The sequence below is a fragment of the Mesorhizobium sp. M1217 genome (assembly GCF_040318275.1).
GTDB lineage: Bacteria > Pseudomonadota > Alphaproteobacteria > Rhizobiales > Rhizobiaceae > Mesorhizobium.
In genome coordinates this window covers 1-16,593 of sequence record NZ_JAMYMA010000006.1, presented here as the reverse complement: position 1 = coordinate 16,593, position 16,593 = coordinate 1, and the positions used below count along the sequence as shown (strand labels likewise).

The window sequence follows — 16,593 nt, the reverse complement described above, 5'->3', positions numbered from 1 at the left end:
GGTTGTATTTTAAATGCTGTAGTTGTAGTGATATCCAGACACTCCAAACCATGTGGGTTCCGTTTGCCATGAGAAAAGTCGTCGTCAGCCTATTCGCCATCCTTGCAGGCACCAGCGTCGCCACGGCCGACGATGCCGGCTGTGCTGCCTTCAAATGGCCGGTGACGCGCGAGGAGGCCCTGTTTGCGGCGGCGCCCGCCGCGCAGTCCGGCGCTGACCTTTCGGTCGGCGAGGCTGCAGATGTGGCGTTGGCGCCGGTCGGCACGATCAGCTTCACCGTTCCGCCGGAACGCGCGCCGGCAGCCGGTACATTCGGCGCGACGGCGAGCGTGGCCGTGCCCCCGGAGGGAGAGCTCCAGATCAGCCTGTCTGATGAGGCTTGGATCGATGTCATTCAGGACGGTAAAGCCGTGAAGTCGGCGGCTTTCAGTGGTATAAAAACCTGTCCGGGGATCCGCAAGAGCGTGCGCTTCAAGCTAGCCGCCGGCCCGGCGACCATCCAGCTCAGCGGCGCCAAGAAGCCCGATCTCAAAGTTTCCGTGCTGACGCCGGAATAGTTCTCAAAGAGCGTAAGGTTGGAGGGACAGCGCCCCTCTCTGTCCTGCCTGACATCTCCCCCACGAGGGGGGAGATCGGTTTTTGCTGCCGGTTTCGCCAATCGCGACGCGACGTTGCTACCGCACCGGTGCCATTAGCGCGAAATGGGCGCCTTGCGGGTCTGTGCACTGCACGATCCAGCTGCCGCCGGGGACCTCCATCGGACCCATCAGGATATTGCCGCCGTTGTCGGTGACGCGCTTGGCTGCCGCGTCGATGCCGGGCACGTTGAAATAGAACTGCCAGACCGGCGCCGGGATCTGCTCGGGCTTGTTCATTATGCCGCCAACGGGCTCGCCGCCGAAGGCGAAAAGCTGGTAGACGCCCATCGGACCCATATCCATGGCGTCGCCCTTCTCCCAGCCGAACTCACTGGAATAGAAATCGGACGCCGCCTTCCAGTCTGATGTGTAGAGCTCATGCCAGCCGATGTTGCCGGGTGTCGCCAATGGTAGCGGCGGCTGGTCGGGACCGCTGGGCTGCAGGAAGTTGAACATCGCGCCTTGCGGATCGGCAACGACGGCGAAGCGGCCAACGCCCGGAATGTCGTCTGGCTCGCGGTGAACCGCGCCAGCAGCCTTCTTGAGGGAGGCCGTTGCGGCATCGACATCCCTGGTGAGGATATAACCGATCCAGGCCGGCGGCATTCCCATCTTGCGCGCGTCATCGGGCAGCGTCATCAGCCCGCCGACGCCGCGCTCGCCGACATTCATGACGATATAGCGCGGCATGCCCGGCGCCCCGTCGAAAGGCTGCCCCCGCCAGCCTACCACGGCGGTGTAGAACGCCTCGGCGGCGTCGAGATCGGTGGTCATCAGCTCGTACCAGAAGAAGGGCATGGGGGACTGTGGCATTGTCGTGCTCCTTGCGGTTTTTCGATCATGCGCGATCCATTCTAGGACGATCTTCACGACGAAAATCCGACAGCCAACCAAAAAAGATGACGGCAAACCGGGAATGTTACCGGGTTGCGCGCCCTGTGGTTTTCGACTTTGCTTGCAGTCAACGAGGGGTTGTTGATCCATGCGCCGGATGTCGCTCACTTCCGAACTTGTCGCGCTGTGCGACGAGATCAGGTTGATCCATGGCAACGCTCCTGAATGCGGTTCCGTACCTGCTTCGTGACGTATATGGCCGTTTGGAAAAACATGATTATTACAGTCATGTTTGTTGAAGCTTTTCAGTCGCTTGCGCCGAAAATTGACCAATTGATAAAAAAATAAAACGTGCTAGCCTTCCCCAAAACAAGAACATGGGGAACTGACGATGGCAGAAGGCCAGTTCAAGCAAGGCATTGCCGGCGGGCGGCTTTCGCCGGAACAATATGCCGACAATTTTGCCGACCTGCATCCGCCGCTCGATCATCACGAGGCGCTGGTCGAATCCGACCGCTGCTATTTCTGCTATGACGCGCCGTGCATGAATGCATGCCCGACCTCGATCGACATCCCGCTGTTCATCCGCCAGATTTCGACGGGCAATCCGATCGGCTCGGCCAAGACGATTTTCGACCAGAACATTTTGGGCGGCATGTGCGCCCGCGTCTGCCCGACCGAAACGCTGTGCGAAGAAGTCTGCGTGCGCGAGGTGGCCGAAGGCAAGCCGGTGCAGATCGGTCGCCTGCAGCGCTACGCCACCGATGTCGCCATGGCCGAAAACAAGCAGTTCTACAAGCGCCCCGAACCGACCGGCAAGACGGTCGCCGTGGTCGGCGCCGGACCGGCCGGGCTTGCGGCCGCGCATCGGCTCGCCCGCTACGGCCACGAAGTGACCATTCTGGAAGCCCGCCCGAAGGCCGGCGGCCTTAATGAATACGGTATCGCCGCGTATAAAAGCGTGGACAATTTCGCCCAGGCCGAGGTGGACTATGTCACGTCGATCGGCGGCATCGACATCCAGAACGGCAAGGCGCTCGGCCGTGATTACCAGCTGTCGGACCTGACCCGGAATTACGACGCGGTGTTCCTCGGCATGGGGCTCGCCGGCGTCAATGCCTTGCGAGCGGATGGCGAGGAGGCGCAAGGCGTCACCAATGCTGTCGAGTTCATTGCCGAACTCCGTCAGGCCAGTGATCTGGCCAGCCTGCCGGTCGGCCGGCGTGTTGTCGTCATCGGCGGCGGCATGACGGCGATCGACGCGGCGGTGCAATCGAAGCTGCTCGGGGCCGAAGAGGTGACGATCTGCTATCGGCGCGGCCCGGAGCACATGAACGCCTCCGAATTCGAGCAGGACCTGGCCGCTGCCAACGGCGTCATCATCCGGCACTGGCTGCAGCCGAAGCGGGTCATTGCCGATGGCGGTAAGGTGTCGGCGATCGAGCTCGAATACACCGCGATGGACGGCGACCGGCTCGTCGGCACCGGCGAGCGGCTGACACTGACCGCCGACCAGGTGTTCAAGGCGATCGGCCAGAGTTTTGTCCCGGCTGCGCTCAACGGCAGCGGGGCTTTGCTTGACCTGGAAGCCGGCCGCATCAAGGTCGACGCCGAAGGCCGCACCTCGCTGCCAAACGTCTGGGCCGGCGGCGACTGCATCTTTGGCGGCGACGACCTGACCGTCTCGGCCGTCGCGCAAGGCCGCGACGCGGCGGAAAGCATTCATCGGGCACTTGCCTCGAACGGGAGAGCATGAGCATGGCAGACATCCGCAATAATTTCGTCGGCATCAAATCGCCGAACCCGTTCTGGCTGGCCTCGGCGCCGCCGACCGACAAGGCCTACAACGTCATCCGCGCCTTCAAGGCGGGCTGGGGCGGCGTTGTCTGGAAGACGCTCGGCGAAGAGGGTCCGCCGGTGGTCAACGTTAATGGCCCGCGCTACGGCGCGATCTGGGGCGCCGATCGTCGCCTGCTTGGCCTGAACAATATCGAGCTGATCACCGATCGTGACCTGCAGGTCAATTTGCGCGAGATCAAGCAGGTCAAGATGGATTGGCCCGACCGGGCGATCGTCGTCTCGCTGATGGTGCCGTGCGAGGAGCATGCCTGGAAGGCTATCCTGCCGGTGGTCGAGGAGACCGGCGCCGATGGTATCGAGCTCAATTTCGGCTGCCCGCACGGCATGTCGGAACGCGGCATGGGTGCGGCGGTCGGCCAGGTGCCGGAATACATCGAAATGGTGGTGCGCTGGTGCAAGGCCAACACCCGCATGCCGGTCATCACCAAGCTGACGCCCAACATCACCGACATACGCAAGCCGGCACGCGCTGCCCTTGCCGGCGGCACCGACGCGGTGTCGCTGATCAACACCATCAATTCGATCACCGGCGTCAATCTCGACAATTTCGCACCGGAGCCGACGATCGACGGTAAGGGTTCGCATGGCGGCTATTGCGGTCCGGCGGTGAAGCCGATCGCGATGAACATGGTGGCCGAGATCGCGCGCGACCCGGAAACGCATGGCCTGCCGATCTCCGGTATCGGCGGCATCACCACCTGGCGCGACGCCGCCGAGTTCATGGCGCTCGGCGCCGGCAATGTGCAGGTGTGCACGGCGGCAATGACCTATGGCTTCAAGATCGTGCAGGAGATGATCGCCGGCCTGGAAAACTGGATGGACGAGAAGGGCCATGCCTCGCTCGACGACATCGTCGGCCGCGCCACGCCCAACGTCATCGACTGGCAGTATCTCAACCTCAACTATATCGCCAAGGCGCATATCGACCAGGACGCCTGTATCAAATGCGGCCGCTGCCACATCGCCTGCGAGGACACCTCGCACCAGGCGATCACCAGCATGGTGGACGGCGTCAGGCATTTCGAGGTGATCGAGGCCGAATGCGTCGGCTGCAATCTCTGCGTCAATGTCTGCCCGGTCGAGAACTGCATCACCATGGAGCCGCTGGCGGTCGGCGTGATGGACCAGCGCACCGGCAAGCCGGTGTCACCGATCTACGCCAACTGGACGACGCATCCGAACAACCCGATGGCCAAGGTGGCGGCGGAATAGCATTGCGAAAAAAAGCGGCGTTCACGGGCGCCGCTTTTTTAATTTCCCTATTGCGGACAAAGATTATCCACGATAATCTATATCCATGACTAGGAGAGCGAAATGAAGCTGGGTGAGGGCGTCGAAGCGGCCATCCACTGCGCCGCGATGCTTGCTGGCGTTGATGGCGCCGCGACCATGCCGGGTGCTGCCATGGCGGAAGCGTTCGGGCTGTCGCCGAGCTATCTCCTCAAGCATCTCAACATGCTGACGGTGTCGGGCATTCTGGAATCGGTTCCGGGGCCGTCCGGCGGCTACCGGCTGGCGCGGCCGGCGGAACGCATTACGCTGCTCGATATCGTGTTGGCCGTCGAAGGGCGAGAACCGGCCTTTCGCTGCGCCGAAATCCGCCAGCGCGGCCCCGCCAGGCTCGATGCCTCGGTTTATGTCAAACCCTGCGGCATCAAGGTGGCGATGCTGAAGGCCGAGCGTGCCTACCGCGCAGCGCTCGCCGACGCCCGGCTGTCCGACATCGTTGCAGAATACACGGCCGATGCCGATCCCCGTTCGGTCGCCGCCAACTGCGCCTTCGTCGAGCGCCATCAGCGTCCGCAGAAATCAAGTTCAACCAAGCAAGCATGAAAGGCTAAAAACGATGAAAGAGAGGCTGCAATTTTTCGGCGCGGCGCCGGAGATCATGAAGGCGGTGTCGGCGCTCAACAAGGCAGTCGACGAATGCGGGCTCGAAAAAAGCCTGTTGCATCTGATCAAGCTCAGGGCGTCGCAGATCAACGGCTGCTCGTATTGCGTCGAGATGCACAGCCGCGAGGCGCGCCACGACGGCGAGAGCGAGCAGCGGCTCTATCTCGTCTCCGCCTGGAAGGAATCGCCGCTATTTTCAGAGCGCGAACGCGCAGCCTTTGCCTGGACCGACGCGCTGACCAGGATCGCCGACAACGGTGTTTCGGACGAACTCTACGCAAGGACGCTCGAGCATTTTTCGGAGCAGGAGTTGGTCAAGCTGTCGGTTGCACTCGGCATGATCAACACCTGGAACCGACTTTGCGTTCCGTTCCATGCAATCCATCCGATGCCGGCGGTCATGGCCGCTTGAGCATGGACCAGGCGCGCGGCCTGCGTCGCGCGCCTCTTTTCTGCCCAAGGACCAACAGCATGTTTTCAAGCTTTGATAGTGAGATTCTATTCGCGGCCCGCCTGCTGCTCGGCGGCGCCTTTGTCTTTGCCGGCCTGCGCAACATCCAGAACGCGGCGTTCCTGACCCAATTGATGACGACGCGCGGCGTGCCGCAGGCGCGGCTGGTGCTCTGGCTGGGGATCGTCCTGCAGACCGTCACCGGAGCACTGGTGATCGCGGGCATCTGGACCGCTGCCGCCGCTCTTTGCCTGGTGTTGTTCCTTATCGTTGCTACGCCGATGTTCCATAATTTCTGGGATCATCAGGGTCCCGAGCGCGCGTCCCGCATCAATGGCTTTGTCGGCAACGTCGCGCTGACCGGAGGATTTCTGGCGCTGATCGCGCAGTCGCTTTGAAAGCGATTACCGCGTAGATGTAGCCGCGTTACGCCGCATACCGCAAGCCGCCGTCGCAGGTCAGGATCTGGCCGGTGACGAAGCTGTTCGAAACCAGGAACGCGATCGCCTCAGCAACGTCCTCGGCGCGGCCGATGCGGCCGACCGGCGTCTTGCCTGCATAATCGGCAAACACCGCATGGCGCTGTTCATCAGGCAAAAAATCCCACCAGGGCGTGTCTATGACGCCCGGCGCCACGACATTGACGCGTAACGGCTTCAGCTCCATTGCCAGGATCGGCACCACGGTCAGCAGCATGCCGTTGACGGCGGCGATGCCGGCGACACCCGGCGCCGACAATTGCGCCGACACCGCCGAGATGAAAGTCACCGAGCCGCTCTTGTTCAGCGTCGGCAAGGCGGCCTGCAGGCAGGAGAGCTGCGGCCGGACCTTCTCGTCGACGCCGCCGCCGATGTCGGTCAGGTCAAGCGTTTCGAACGGGCCGAGCCCCTTGCCGCCGCTGGCGGCCAGCACCAGGTGATCGAAAGGGCCGAGATCGCTGAAAAACCGGCGAACCTCGTCCGGCTTCGCGGCATCGAAGGCAGCTTTTCCGACCGCGCCGCCAAGGCTTTGCCCTGCGTTGTCGAGCCTTTCCCGGTTGCGCCCGGTGATCGTCACCTTCATGCCCGGACCAAGCAGCTTTTTCGCGGTGGCGAGGCCGATGCCGGAGGAGCCGCCGACGACCACAGTGTGCTGCGCTTTCTCGATCATGAATTTTCTCTCTTCGATGTTGCGGAAGCCGGTGCGAGCCCGACAAGACCGAGGCTCAATTCCCGCAATCGACGTCGTGCCTTAGCGTCATAGGCTTGCGCATCGGCGCGGGATTCCCTCTGGCCGTCGAAATAGAGGCCGCTCCGCCCTTCGAGCGCCGGCGATGCGGCGAGGTTGATGATGGCTTCGGCGCCGGTTTCGACCGAGCTCCAGGGTGTGACGCCCGCCTGCCGCACCATCGTGGTGTTCATGTAGCTTGCCGGATGCAGGCTGTTGACCGTGACGCCGGTGCCGTTCAGCTGCTCCGCCAGATCGATGGTGAACATGATCTGCGCCAGCTTGCTCTGGCAGTAGGCACGGACGCCGTCATAGGAGCGGGTAAGCATGACGTCATCGAAATCGATCGCCTGCTGGCCTGCTGAGGCGACGTTGACGATGCGCGCCGGCGCGCTGGCCTTGAGCAGCGGCAGCAGCTCCGTGGTGAGCAGGAAGCCGGCGAGATAGTTTACGGCAAAGCGCAGTTCGTAGCCGTCGGCGCTGACCTGCCGTTTCGCGTTGGGGCCGGCGGTGCCGACGCCGGCATTGTTGATGAGGACGTCGAGCCGCTTGGTCCTTGCGCGCACGGCCTCGGCGAGGCGGCGGACTTCCGCCAAGGAGGAGAGATCGGCGACGAGCAGCTCGGCCTCGCCGCTGGTGGCTTCGATCTCGGCCACGACCGCCTTGCCCCTCGTCGCGTCGCGGCCATGCACCAGGATGCGGGCGCCGCCGGCGCCGAGCCTTTGCGCGACGACGCGGCCGACGCCGTCGGTCGAACCGGTGATGAGGATTGTCTTGTCTTTCAGTTCCATGTTCAGAGCCTCCATCTCATCGCTCTGAATGGAAAGATGGGGCACCAGCCACTTGCCAAACAGTTCAAACTTTATCCTGGTATCGATACTGCTATAATAGCGGCCATGGATTCCACCGCGCATTCCGCCGAAGACAGCCGCCGCCGCGAGCTCGGCGCCTTCCTGCGTTCGCGGCGCGAAAGGCTGACGCCTTCGGCCACCGGCATCTCGACCGGCTTACGCCGGCGCACGCCCGGGCTGCGGCGCGAGGAGGTGGCGATGATCGCCGGCGTCGGCACGACCTGGTACACCTGGCTGGAGCAGGGCCGCGACGTTCGGCCGTCGGTGGAAGTGCTGACCGCACTCAGCCAGGCGCTGCGCCTGGACGCGGCTGAGCAACGGCATCTGTTTATTCTCGCCGGCCGGCCGCAGCCGGAGCGTCGCGTCGACGCGCCGGAAAAGATCGACGGCCCCTTGCTGCACATGCTGCAGAGCCTGGTCCTGCAGCCGGCCTATGTCGTCGGGCGGCGCTGGGATGTGCTGGCCTGGAACCCGACGGCGGCAGCCGTGTTCGGCGATTATGGCCTGCTGGAGGGCGATGCCCGCAACATCGTCCATATGGTTTTCACCAGCCCGCAGCATCGGCGCCTGCTCGTCGACTGGGAGGAACTGGCGCGCGCCGTGCTGGCGTCATTCCGGGCGGAAAGCGCGAAGTATGTCGGCGATCCGGATTTCGAGCGGTTGATTGCGCTGATGACGCGTTCAAGCCCGGAGTTCCGCGCCTGGTGGCCGCTGCGCGATGTGGCCCGCAACCTATCGGGTGTGAAGCATGTCAGGCATCCGATAGCGGGCGCCATGGCGTTCGAACATATGAGCCTGTCGATCGACGACGGCTCGGACATGAAGCTGATCGTCTACACGCCGCTCGCCGAGCAGAACTCGATCACCAAGCTGCAGAAGCTGCTCGATGCGCTGCCGGCCGCGCGGCGCAGCGCGTGAACCATCAAGGCTAGTCTTTCGGCTTCAGCCCGTCGATGAACAGTTGCTCGAGAAACCTTGCGGCATCCTCGAAGCGGCCGTCGCCGCCGCGGTCGGGGCCGAGCACGGCGCGGACCTGGACGTCGAAATCGGCATAATGCTGCGTCGTCGCCCAGATCGAGAAGATCAGGTGCCAGGGGTCGGTGCGGGCAATCTTGCCGGCGCGCATCCAGCCCTTGATGACGTTGGCTTTCTCGTCGACCAGCGTCTTCAACTCACCTTCCAGCATCGGCATGATGCGCGGCGCGCCCTGCAGGATCTCATTAGCGAACAGCCGGCTCTCGCGCGGGAAATCGCGCGCCATTTCGAGCTTGCGCCTGATGTAGTTGCGCAGTTCGGTCAGCGGATCGCCAATGTCGTCGAGTTCGCGCAGCGGCGCCAGCCAGGTGTCGAGAAGCCGTTGCATCAGCGTCTCGTGGATGTCCTCCTTGCGGCGGAAATAATAGAGCAGGTTCGGCTTCGACATGCCGGCGGCTTCGGCGATCTGGTCGATGGTCGAACCGCGAAAACCGTTGGTGGAGAAGACTTCGAGCGCCGCCTCCAGAATGAGCTCGCGCTTTTCCAGCTGGATGCGGGTGCGGCGTGGAGCGGAGCTTTCGACCGCCCCCGTCACCTCGAACAACCTTCGCTGTGAGGAGCGTCTGGACCAATTCTCTGGACCAGTTTTTCCCCGCCCTGTGGAGCGCACTTCGAAAGCCGCATTTCCGCTAGTAATCCCTTGACCGCTGATAAGGCGGTGCTAACGTTTGTCCAACCGGTCAAAAATTTGCGTAGCACGAAAACGCAGCAAAGACCAAGTGTTGGAAAGACCAAGCGTTAGCCGCACCGAAACAGGTTACAAGGGGAAGTCTTGGTCATGTCCAACCGGCTGAAAGTCACGCCGAACGATCTCAGCGCATTCTGGATGCCGTTCACGGCAAACCGGCAGTTCAAGCAGGCGCCGCGCATGATGGTGTCGGCCAAGGACATGCATTACACGACCAGCGACGGGCGCAAGGTTCTCGACGGCACCGCCGGCCTGTGGTGCGTCAATGCCGGCCACTGCCGCCCGAAGATCACCGAGGCGATCCAGAGCCAAGCGGCAGAGCTCGACTATGCGCCGGCCTTCCAGATGGGCCACCCGATCGTGTTCGAGCTGGCCAATCGCCTGGTCGACATCGCCCCGAAGGGCATGGACCATGTGTTCTTCACCAATTCCGGCTCGGAATCAGTCGAGACGGCGCTGAAGATGGCGATCGCCTATCACCGCGTAAAAGGCGAGGGCTCGCGCACCCGGCTGATCGGCCGCGAGCGCGGCTATCACGGCGTCAATTTCGGCGGCATCTCGGTCGGCGGCATCGTCACCAACCGCAAGATGTTTGGCACGCTGCTCGGCGGCGTAGATCACATGCCACACACGCATTTGCCGGAAAAGAACTCCTTCACGAAAGGCGTGCCCGAGCATGGCGCGGAACTGGCCAACGAGCTGGAACGCATCGTCGCCCTGCACGACGCGTCGACCATCGCCGCAGTCATCGTCGAACCGGTTGCCGGTTCCACCGGCGTCATCCTGCCGCCGAAGGGCTATCTGCAGAAGCTGCGCGAGATCTGCACCAAGCACGGCATCTTGCTGATCTTCGACGAGGTCATCACCGGTTTTGGCCGCCTCGGCACGCCGTTTGCCGCCGACTATTTCGGTGTCACCCCGGATATCATGACGACGGCCAAGGGCGTCTCCAATGGCGTCATCCCGATGGGCGCGGTGTTCGTCAAGAAGGAAATCCACGACGCCTTCATGACCGGGCCCGAGCATATGATTGAGTTCTTCCACGGCTACACCTATTCGGGCAATCCGATCGCCTGCGCGGCGGCGCTGGGCACGCTCGACACCTACAAGGAAGAGGGGCTGCTGACGCGCGGCGAGGAACTGGCGCCGTACTGGGAGGACGCGCTGCACTCGCTGAAGGGCGAGCCGAACGTCATCGATATCCGCAACATCGGCCTGATCGGCGCGATCGAGCTGGCGCCGATCGCCGGCCAGCCGACGAAGCGGGCCTTCTCGGCTTTCGTCAAGGCGTTCGAGCGCGGTGCGCTGATCCGCACCACCGGCGACATCATCGCGCTGTCGCCGCCGCTGATCATCACCAAGGGCCAGATCAACGAATTGATCGACCATGTGCGCGAAGTGCTGAGGGCGGTGGACTAGATGCTCCCCAACATGTAGGGCGACGACGGGAACCGTCGTCCTAATGTGAGTAAATGAGAGGAACTTGAATGGCCGCCCCCGGCGAGAATCTGCGAATCAATTCAGACCGTTTGTGGGATTCGATAATGAAGATGGCGAAGATCGGCCCCGGCATTGCCGGCGGCAATAATCGCCAGACCGTTACCGACGAAGATGGCGAAGGGCGGCATCTGTTCAAGCGCTGGTGCGATGAGGCGGGGCTCGAAATGGGCGTCGACGAGATGGGCACGATGTTTGCCCGCCGCGAAGGCACCGACCCCAGCCTGCCGCCGGTCTATGTCGGCAGCCATCTCGATACGCAGCCGACCGGCGGCAAGTATGACGGCGTGCTTGGCGTGCTCGGCGGCCTGGAGGTTGTGCGCTCGCTCAACGATCTCGGCATCAAGACCAAGCACCCGATCGTCGTCACCAACTGGACCAACGAGGAAGGCGCGCGCTTTGCGCCGGCGATGATGGCGTCGGGGGTATTCGCCGGCGTGCTCGATCAGGCCGAAATCTATTCGCATGTCGACAAGGACGGCAAGAAATTCGGCGAGGAGCTCGAACGGATCGGCTGGAAGGGCACCGAGAAAGTCGGTGAGCGCAAGATCCACGCCTTCTTCGAATTGCATATCGAGCAGGGCCCGATCCTCGAGGACGAGGGCATCGACATTGGCGTCGTCACCCATGGCCAGGGACTGAAATGGCTGCAGGTGACGCTGACCGGCAGGGAGGCGCATACCGGCTCGACGCCGATGCCGAAGCGGCGCAATGCCGGGCTCGGCATGGCGCGGGTGATCGAGTTGGTGCACGAGATCGCCATGGACTATCAGCCCGACGCCGTCGGCGCGGTCGGCCACATGGAGGTCTATCCGAACTCGCGCAACATCATCGCCGGACGCACCGTCTTCACCATCGACATCCGCTCGCCGGAAAAGGAGGTGCTGGACGCCATGGACGGCCGCATCCGCGAAGGCATCGACACGATCTGCGACGCGCTCGACATCAAATATCAAATCGATCAGGTCGGTCATTTCGATCCGGTCACCTTCGACGCGGGCTGCGTCAAGGCTGTGCGGGATGCGGCGGAGCGCCTGGGTTATACTCATCGCAACATCGTCTCCGGCGCCGGCCATGACGCCTGCTGGATCAACCGCGTTGCGCCCACTGCAATGGTGATGTGTCCCTGCGTCGACGGTCTCAGCCACAACGAGGCCGAGGAGATCACCAAGGAATGGGCAACGGCCGGCGCCGATGTGCTGTTCCACGCGGTGGTCGATACGGCAGTGATTGTAGAGTGAGATGTTGGCGCCGTACCCCCACCCCTAACCCCTCCCCACAAGGGGGAGGGGGACTGGCAATGCCGGTGCATTTTCCTGTAGCGAAGGCTTTGAAGGGTTCAGCTGTGATAGCGCGGCGCCAAGCCTCCCTCCCCCTTGTGGGGAGGGATTGAGGGTGGGGGTACTCGTCTTGGCACCGACCGCGATCGATCCAGCCGCCATCAAACGTGCAAGAATGTTGCGCCGGAACATGACGGAGGGCGAGCGTAAGCTCTGGTCCGAGTTGAAAGAGTTCCGTCGCCTCTACGGGCTACATGCAAGGAAGCAGGCGCCGATTGGACCCTATATTGCGGACTTCGTTCTGCACGAGAAGAACCTCGTCATCGAGGTGGATGGAGAGCATCACTTTACGCCGGAGCAAATGGAAAAGGACCGAATACGCGATGCATGGTTTGGCCGACAGGGCTATCGTGTGCTCAGGTTTTCGACTGGAGACCTGGCAAATTCCTTCGATGGTTGCGTCGAGGAGATATTGCGGGAAGTTGGAGTGATGTAGAGACGGCTTTCGGTCCTGAACCGATCTGAATCGAGCAGCGCTCGCAAGAAGCGCGAAAAGAATAAGGGAACAAGAAAATGTCCAAAGTCATCAAGAATGGCACCATCGTCACCGCCGACCGGACATGGAAGGCCGATGTGCTGTTCAGGCACGGCAAGATCGTCGGCATCGGGCCGGATCTGCATGGCGACCATGAGTTCGACGCCAGCGGCTGCTATGTCATGCCGGGCGGCATCGACCCGCATACCCACCTCGAAATGCCGTTCATGGGCACCTATTCGGCCGATGATTTCGAGAGCGGCACCCGCGCCGCGCTCGCCGGCGGCACGACGATGGTCGTCGATTTCTGCCTGCCGGCGCCGCAGCAGTCGCTGCTCGAGGCCTTGCAGATGTGGGACAACAAGACTTCGAAGGCTTCCTGCGATTATTCCTTCCACATGGCGATCACCTGGTGGGGCAAGCAGGTGTTCGACGAGATGGCCACCGTCGTTGACAGGGGCATCACCTCGTTCAAGCATTTCATGGCCTACAAGGGTGCGCTGATGGTCGATGACGACGAGCTGTATTCGTCGTTCCAGCGCTGTGCCGATCTTGGCGCGCTGCCGCTGGTCCATGCCGAGAATGGCGACGTGGTGGCGGCACTGTCGCAGAAGCTGCTGGCGGCGGGCAATAGTGGTCCGGAGGGACACGCCTATTCGCGCCCGCCGGAAGTCGAAGGCGAGGCGACCAATCGTGCCATCATGATCGCCGACATGGCCGGCGTGCCGCTCTATGTCGTGCATGTCTCCTGCGAGCAGGCCCACGAGGCCATCCGCCGGGCGCGCCAGAAAGGCATGCGGGTATTCGGCGAGCCGCTGATCCAGCACCTGACGCTGGACGAGAGCGAATATTTCAACAAGGACTGGGACCATGCGGCGCGGCGTGTCATGAGCCCGCCCTTCCGCAACAAATGGCACCAGGATTCGCTGTGGGCCGGCCTGCAGGCCGGCTCGCTGCAAGTGGTGGCGACCGACCATTGTGCCTTCACCACCAAACAAAAGCGCAACGGCGTCGGCGACTTCACCAAGATCCCGAACGGCACGGGCGGGCTCGAGGATCGTTTGCCGGTGCTGTGGACGACCGGCGTCAAAACCGGCCGGCTGACGATGAACGAGTTCGTCGCGGTGACCTCGACCAACATCGCCAAGATCCTCAACATGTATCCGAAGAAGGGCGCCATCGTTGAAGGCGCAGACGCCGACATCCTCGTCTGGGACCCGAAGCGCAAGAAGAAGATCACGGCCAAGAAGCAGCAGTCGGTGATCGACTACAACGTCTTCGAAGGTTTTGAGGTAACCGGCCTGCCGCGCTTCGTCTTCTCGCGCGGCGAACTGTCGATCGAGGAAAACGAGGTCAAGGCAAAGCCCGGCCATGGCGAGTTCGTCGCTCGCGAGCCGAACGCGGCGGTCAACCGGGCACTGTCGACGTGGAAGGAAATTTCCGCGCCGCGCAAGGTGGAGCGTACAGGCATCCCGGCGACGGGCGTTTGAGCTTGGCGAGCCACGGAGCGATCATCTCAATGGCCGCGGTGATCCTTGCCGCCGGGCCGGCGGCGGACGTCCTTGCCGGCTCCTTTGGCAATGAGGTCGGTTGCGCTGGTGTACGGCTCGGTTATCAGGACCGTGACGATTATGTCGTGCTGACCGCCGAGGGCGTCGAAACCTATGGCAGCGGCTGCGAGTTCGCACAGCCATTGACGACGACGCCTGGCACCCAGTTGTTGAGCTCCACCTGTTTCGCCGAGGGCGAGGAGGGGACGACCACAGATGTCGTCAAGGTCATCAACAAAGGAGGGGACGGTTTCTTCGTGACCATTCCCGGCCTTGAGGAGATAGGGCCGCTGAAATCATGTTCGTGACGGTGCTGATGACGGCCGCCGCCTCGACCCAGTCCTCAGGCGACCAACCCGTCCAGTTCCGGCAGCAGGACGACGCTTTCCTGTTCGTTGGGATCGGTGCGGGCAATAACCGCCGAGGCGGGGCTGTCGCTCAGATTGGCCGGCAGATGCGGCACACCGGGGGGAATATAGAAAAGATCGCCGGCCTTGACCACCATATGCTGTTCGAGCCGGTCGCCATACCAGGTATGGACTTCGCCGGAGAGCACATAGATCGCGGTTTCATGGTTTTCGTGCATATGCGCCTTGGCGCGGGCGCCCGGAGGCATGGTCAGCAGATGCATGCAGATACCGGAGGAGCCGACTGTTTCGGCGGCGATACCGGCGAAATAGCTCAGGCCCTGCTTGCCTTCATAAGAGCTTTCAGGGCGGATAAGATGGCACGTCGGTTTGGGCGACATCGGGGCAACTCCGGGCGTCTATCTGATGGGACAAGGGCACGTAGAACTGGGGCGCGTAGAACTGGCGCGAGTAGGACTGGGCGAGTGGAAAGCAACATCGGGGTAAAATCAATCGGATTCCGGCCGGTGGCGCAGTGGCCGGAAGCGACAGGCTACGGCCGATGACGGGAGCATCGCCAGCCGTTGTTTCGGCAAGCAAGCTTGGCCTGACCTTCCAGACCAATGACGGTCCGGTGCAGGCGCTGTCGAATGTCGACCTGACCATCGGCAAGGGCGAATTCGTGTCCTTCATCGGGCCCTCCGGCTGCGGCAAGACGACCTTGCTGCGCGTCATCGCCGATCTGGAGAAGCCGACATCGGGAGCCATTTCCGTCAACGGGATGACGCCCGAGCAGGCGCGCCAGCGCCGCGCCTATGGCTATGTCTTCCAGGCGGCCGCACTTTATCCGTGGCGCACGATCGAGCGCAATGTGGCGCTGCCGCTGGAGATCATGGGCCTGTCCAGGGCGGAGCAGGCGGCGCGCATCAAGCGAACCCTCGACCTCGTCAACCTCAGCGGCTTCGAGAAGAAATACCCCTGGCAGCTTTCGGGCGGCATGCAGCAGCGCGCCTCGATCGCACGGGCGCTCGCCTTCGATGCCGACCTTTTGTTGATGGACGAACCGTTCGGCGCGCTGGACGAGATCGTGCGCGACCACCTCAACGAACAACTGCTGGAGCTTTGGGAGCGGACCAACAAGACCATCTGCTTCGTCACCCATTCGATCCCCGAGGCGGTCTATCTGTCGACGCGCATCATCGTCATGTCGCCGCGCCCGGGGCGTGTCAGCGATGTCATAGAATCGACGCTGCCGAAGAAGCGGCCGCTCGATATCCGCGAGACGCCGGAGTTCCTGGCCATCGCGGCACGGGTGCGCGACGGGCTGAGGGCAGGGCACAGCTATGATGATTGAGCGGGATGAGGGTCCTCCTCTCCCCGACGGGGAGAGGGTGGCCGGAGCGAAGCGGAGGTCGGGTGAGGGGGCGGCGCCGACAGATCCAACTAAAAGAAATGTTGGGGCAACCGCTCGTGCCCGAAAGCTCCGGTTTGACGAGACCGAGGCTGAGTACCGGCTTTGGGGGGAACTGGGAGGACGTCATCTCAACGGCTACAAATTTGTGAGGCAGGTGCCGCTTGGCCTTTTCATCGCGGACTTCGTTTGTCGCGAGAAGGGTCTGATTGTTGAAGTCGACGGCAGTCAGCATGCGGATTCTCCAACCGATACGGCGAGAACTGCTTGGCTGAATGGCTATGGCTATTCCGTTCTTCGGTTCTGGAACCATGAAGTTCTGGCCGAACGTCGAGCGGTCCTTGATACGATATTGGCTTGCCTCGACGGAAAGATTTCTACCCCCTCACCCGGCCTCCGCTTCGCTCCGGCCACCCTCTCCCCGTTGGGGAGAGGAGGGCGCCAAGCGCCCGAGGATCGCTAGATGGACTCGTTTCGCGACAAGATCGTTCCCGTGACCTCGATCCTCCTGGGCGTG

19 protein-coding genes are annotated in these 16,593 nt (G+C 62.6%); 14 read left to right on the top strand and 5 right to left on the bottom strand.

The genetic code is table 11. From position 1 onward, the window contains the following. Positions 1 to 50 precede the first annotated feature (50 nt). Positions 51 to 557 carry a hypothetical protein gene (locus tag NKH37_RS11720; RefSeq protein ID WP_353003725.1) on the top strand — a complete coding sequence of 169 codons (507 nt, stop codon included), beginning with the start codon at positions 51 to 53 and terminating at the stop codon, positions 555 to 557. 117 nt (positions 558 to 674) lie between these two features. Here NKH37_RS11720 and NKH37_RS11715 read toward each other — a convergent pair whose 3' ends face one another. Beyond that, positions 675 to 1,451 carry a VOC family protein gene (locus NKH37_RS11715; RefSeq protein WP_353003397.1) on the bottom strand — a complete coding sequence of 259 codons (777 nt, stop codon included), beginning with the start codon at positions 1,449 to 1,451 and terminating at the stop codon, positions 675 to 677. 412 nt (positions 1,452 to 1,863) lie between these two features. On the opposite strand from NKH37_RS11715, the gene NKH37_RS11710 reads away from it, so the two are divergent. The 5 genes from NKH37_RS11710 to NKH37_RS11690 all read left to right on the top strand — a co-directional run bounded on the left by NKH37_RS11710 (position 1,864) and on the right by NKH37_RS11690 (position 6,074). Beyond that, positions 1,864 to 3,228, top strand: a complete 1,365-nt coding sequence (locus NKH37_RS11710; RefSeq protein ID WP_353003395.1) for an NAD(P)-dependent oxidoreductase — start codon at positions 1,864 to 1,866, stop codon at positions 3,226 to 3,228. 2 nt (positions 3,229 to 3,230) lie between these two features. After that, positions 3,231 to 4,544, top strand: a complete 1,314-nt coding sequence (preA, locus tag NKH37_RS11705) for an NAD-dependent dihydropyrimidine dehydrogenase subunit PreA (protein WP_353041047.1) — start codon at positions 3,231 to 3,233, stop codon at positions 4,542 to 4,544. Positions 4,545 to 4,646: 102 nt separating this feature from the next. Next, positions 4,647 to 5,165, top strand: coding sequence for an RrF2 family transcriptional regulator (locus NKH37_RS11700; protein WP_023720862.1), 519 nt, complete (start codon positions 4,647 to 4,649; stop codon positions 5,163 to 5,165). A 13-nt stretch (positions 5,166 to 5,178) separates the two neighbouring features. Then, on the top strand, positions 5,179 to 5,637 hold the full coding sequence (locus tag NKH37_RS11695) for a carboxymuconolactone decarboxylase family protein (RefSeq protein WP_352547038.1): 459 nt from the start codon (positions 5,179 to 5,181) through the stop codon (positions 5,635 to 5,637). Between the two features lie 59 nt (positions 5,638 to 5,696). Then, complete coding sequence (locus tag NKH37_RS11690; RefSeq protein ID WP_353003393.1) at positions 5,697 to 6,074, top strand: DoxX family protein; 378 nt, start codon at positions 5,697 to 5,699, stop codon at positions 6,072 to 6,074. A gap of 28 nt (positions 6,075 to 6,102) precedes the next feature. On the opposite strand, the gene NKH37_RS11685 is transcribed toward NKH37_RS11690, so the two are convergent. After that, entirely contained in the window at positions 6,103 to 6,825 is a 723-nt protein-coding gene (locus NKH37_RS11685; protein WP_352482940.1) for an SDR family oxidoreductase, read from the bottom strand. Next, a complete protein-coding gene (locus NKH37_RS11680) occupies positions 6,822 to 7,673 on the bottom strand; it encodes an SDR family NAD(P)-dependent oxidoreductase (protein ID WP_353003392.1) in 852 nt (283 codons plus the stop codon). The genes NKH37_RS11685 and NKH37_RS11680 overlap by 4 nt, the downstream gene beginning before the upstream one ends. Before the next feature lie 105 nt (positions 7,674 to 7,778). Here NKH37_RS11680 and NKH37_RS11675 point away from each other — a divergent pair, with 105 nt between their 5' ends. After that, positions 7,779 to 8,651, top strand: coding sequence for a helix-turn-helix transcriptional regulator (locus tag NKH37_RS11675; protein WP_353003391.1), 873 nt, complete (start codon positions 7,779 to 7,781; stop codon positions 8,649 to 8,651). A 10-nt stretch (positions 8,652 to 8,661) separates the two neighbouring features. On the opposite strand, the gene NKH37_RS11670 is transcribed toward NKH37_RS11675, so the two are convergent. Further along, entirely contained in the window at positions 8,662 to 9,303 is a 642-nt protein-coding gene (locus tag NKH37_RS11670; protein WP_352482943.1) for a TetR family transcriptional regulator C-terminal domain-containing protein, read from the bottom strand. A 243-nt stretch (positions 9,304 to 9,546) separates the two neighbouring features. On the opposite strand from NKH37_RS11670, the gene aptA reads away from it, so the two are divergent. The 5 genes from aptA (at position 9,547) to NKH37_RS11645 (ending at position 14,626) form a co-directional block, all read left to right on the top strand. Next, positions 9,547 to 10,875, top strand: a complete 1,329-nt coding sequence (gene aptA / locus NKH37_RS11665; RefSeq protein WP_352465212.1) for an omega-aminotransferase AptA — start codon at positions 9,547 to 9,549, stop codon at positions 10,873 to 10,875. Between the two features lie 68 nt (positions 10,876 to 10,943). Next, the gene (locus NKH37_RS11660) at positions 10,944 to 12,194 is read left to right on the top strand and encodes a Zn-dependent hydrolase (protein WP_353003390.1); all 1,251 of its coding nucleotides are present in this window, start codon (positions 10,944 to 10,946) and stop codon (positions 12,192 to 12,194) included. A 169-nt stretch (positions 12,195 to 12,363) separates the two neighbouring features. Further along, a complete protein-coding gene (locus NKH37_RS11655) occupies positions 12,364 to 12,729 on the top strand; it encodes an endonuclease domain-containing protein (protein WP_353041045.1) in 366 nt (121 codons plus the stop codon). Between the two features lie 77 nt (positions 12,730 to 12,806). Then, entirely contained in the window at positions 12,807 to 14,258 is a 1,452-nt protein-coding gene (hydA, locus tag NKH37_RS11650; RefSeq protein ID WP_353003389.1) for a dihydropyrimidinase, read from the top strand. Positions 14,259 to 14,287: 29 nt separating this feature from the next. After that, positions 14,288 to 14,626, top strand: coding sequence for a hypothetical protein (locus tag NKH37_RS11645; RefSeq protein ID WP_352814703.1), 339 nt, complete (start codon positions 14,288 to 14,290; stop codon positions 14,624 to 14,626). 35 nt (positions 14,627 to 14,661) lie between these two features. On the opposite strand, the gene NKH37_RS11640 is transcribed toward NKH37_RS11645, so the two are convergent. Continuing rightward, on the bottom strand, positions 14,662 to 15,066 hold the full coding sequence (locus NKH37_RS11640; protein ID WP_353003387.1) for a cupin domain-containing protein: 405 nt from the start codon (positions 15,064 to 15,066) through the stop codon (positions 14,662 to 14,664). A gap of 161 nt (positions 15,067 to 15,227) precedes the next feature. Here NKH37_RS11640 and NKH37_RS11635 point away from each other — a divergent pair, with 161 nt between their 5' ends. Both NKH37_RS11635 and NKH37_RS11630 read left to right on the top strand, forming a co-directional pair. Continuing rightward, positions 15,228 to 16,019: an ABC transporter ATP-binding protein gene (locus tag NKH37_RS11635; protein WP_023720849.1), complete on the top strand. Its 792-nt coding sequence runs from the start codon at positions 15,228 to 15,230 to the stop codon at positions 16,017 to 16,019. Beyond that, a complete protein-coding gene (locus tag NKH37_RS11630) occupies positions 16,009 to 16,539 on the top strand; it encodes an endonuclease domain-containing protein (protein WP_502895803.1) in 531 nt (176 codons plus the stop codon). The genes NKH37_RS11635 and NKH37_RS11630 overlap by 11 nt, the downstream gene beginning before the upstream one ends. The last annotated feature ends 54 nt before the right edge of the window (positions 16,540 to 16,593 follow it).

Bases quoted from the DNA above. Each gene is read 5' to 3' on its own strand.
- NKH37_RS11720 (WP_353003725.1), top strand. From the start codon at position 51: ATGTGGGTTCCGTTTGCCATGAGAAAAGTCGTCGTCAGCCTATTCGCC.
- NKH37_RS11715 (WP_353003397.1), bottom strand. From the start codon at position 1,451: ATGCCACAGTCCCCCATGCCCTTCTTCTGGTACGAGCTGATGACCACC.
- NKH37_RS11710 (WP_353003395.1), top strand. From the start codon at position 1,864: ATGGCAGAAGGCCAGTTCAAGCAAGGCATTGCCGGCGGGCGGCTTTCG.
- preA (WP_353041047.1), top strand. From the start codon at position 3,231: ATGGCAGACATCCGCAATAATTTCGTCGGCATCAAATCGCCGAACCCG.
- NKH37_RS11700 (WP_023720862.1), top strand. From the start codon at position 4,647: ATGAAGCTGGGTGAGGGCGTCGAAGCGGCCATCCACTGCGCCGCGATG.
- NKH37_RS11695 (WP_352547038.1), top strand. From the start codon at position 5,179: ATGAAAGAGAGGCTGCAATTTTTCGGCGCGGCGCCGGAGATCATGAAG.
- NKH37_RS11690 (WP_353003393.1), top strand. From the start codon at position 5,697: ATGTTTTCAAGCTTTGATAGTGAGATTCTATTCGCGGCCCGCCTGCTG.
- NKH37_RS11685 (WP_352482940.1), bottom strand. From the start codon at position 6,825: ATGATCGAGAAAGCGCAGCACACTGTGGTCGTCGGCGGCTCCTCCGGC.
- NKH37_RS11680 (WP_353003392.1), bottom strand. From the start codon at position 7,673: ATGGAACTGAAAGACAAGACAATCCTCATCACCGGTTCGACCGACGGC.
- NKH37_RS11675 (WP_353003391.1), top strand. From the start codon at position 7,779: ATGGATTCCACCGCGCATTCCGCCGAAGACAGCCGCCGCCGCGAGCTC.
- aptA (WP_352465212.1), top strand. From the start codon at position 9,547: ATGTCCAACCGGCTGAAAGTCACGCCGAACGATCTCAGCGCATTCTGG.
- NKH37_RS11660 (WP_353003390.1), top strand. From the start codon at position 10,944: ATGGCCGCCCCCGGCGAGAATCTGCGAATCAATTCAGACCGTTTGTGG.
- hydA (WP_353003389.1), top strand. From the start codon at position 12,807: ATGTCCAAAGTCATCAAGAATGGCACCATCGTCACCGCCGACCGGACA.
- NKH37_RS11645 (WP_352814703.1), top strand. From the start codon at position 14,288: ATGGCCGCGGTGATCCTTGCCGCCGGGCCGGCGGCGGACGTCCTTGCC.
- NKH37_RS11640 (WP_353003387.1), bottom strand. From the start codon at position 15,066: ATGTCGCCCAAACCGACGTGCCATCTTATCCGCCCTGAAAGCTCTTAT.
- NKH37_RS11635 (WP_023720849.1), top strand. From the start codon at position 15,228: ATGACGGGAGCATCGCCAGCCGTTGTTTCGGCAAGCAAGCTTGGCCTG.
- NKH37_RS11630 (WP_502895803.1), top strand. From the start codon at position 16,009: ATGATGATTGAGCGGGATGAGGGTCCTCCTCTCCCCGACGGGGAGAGG.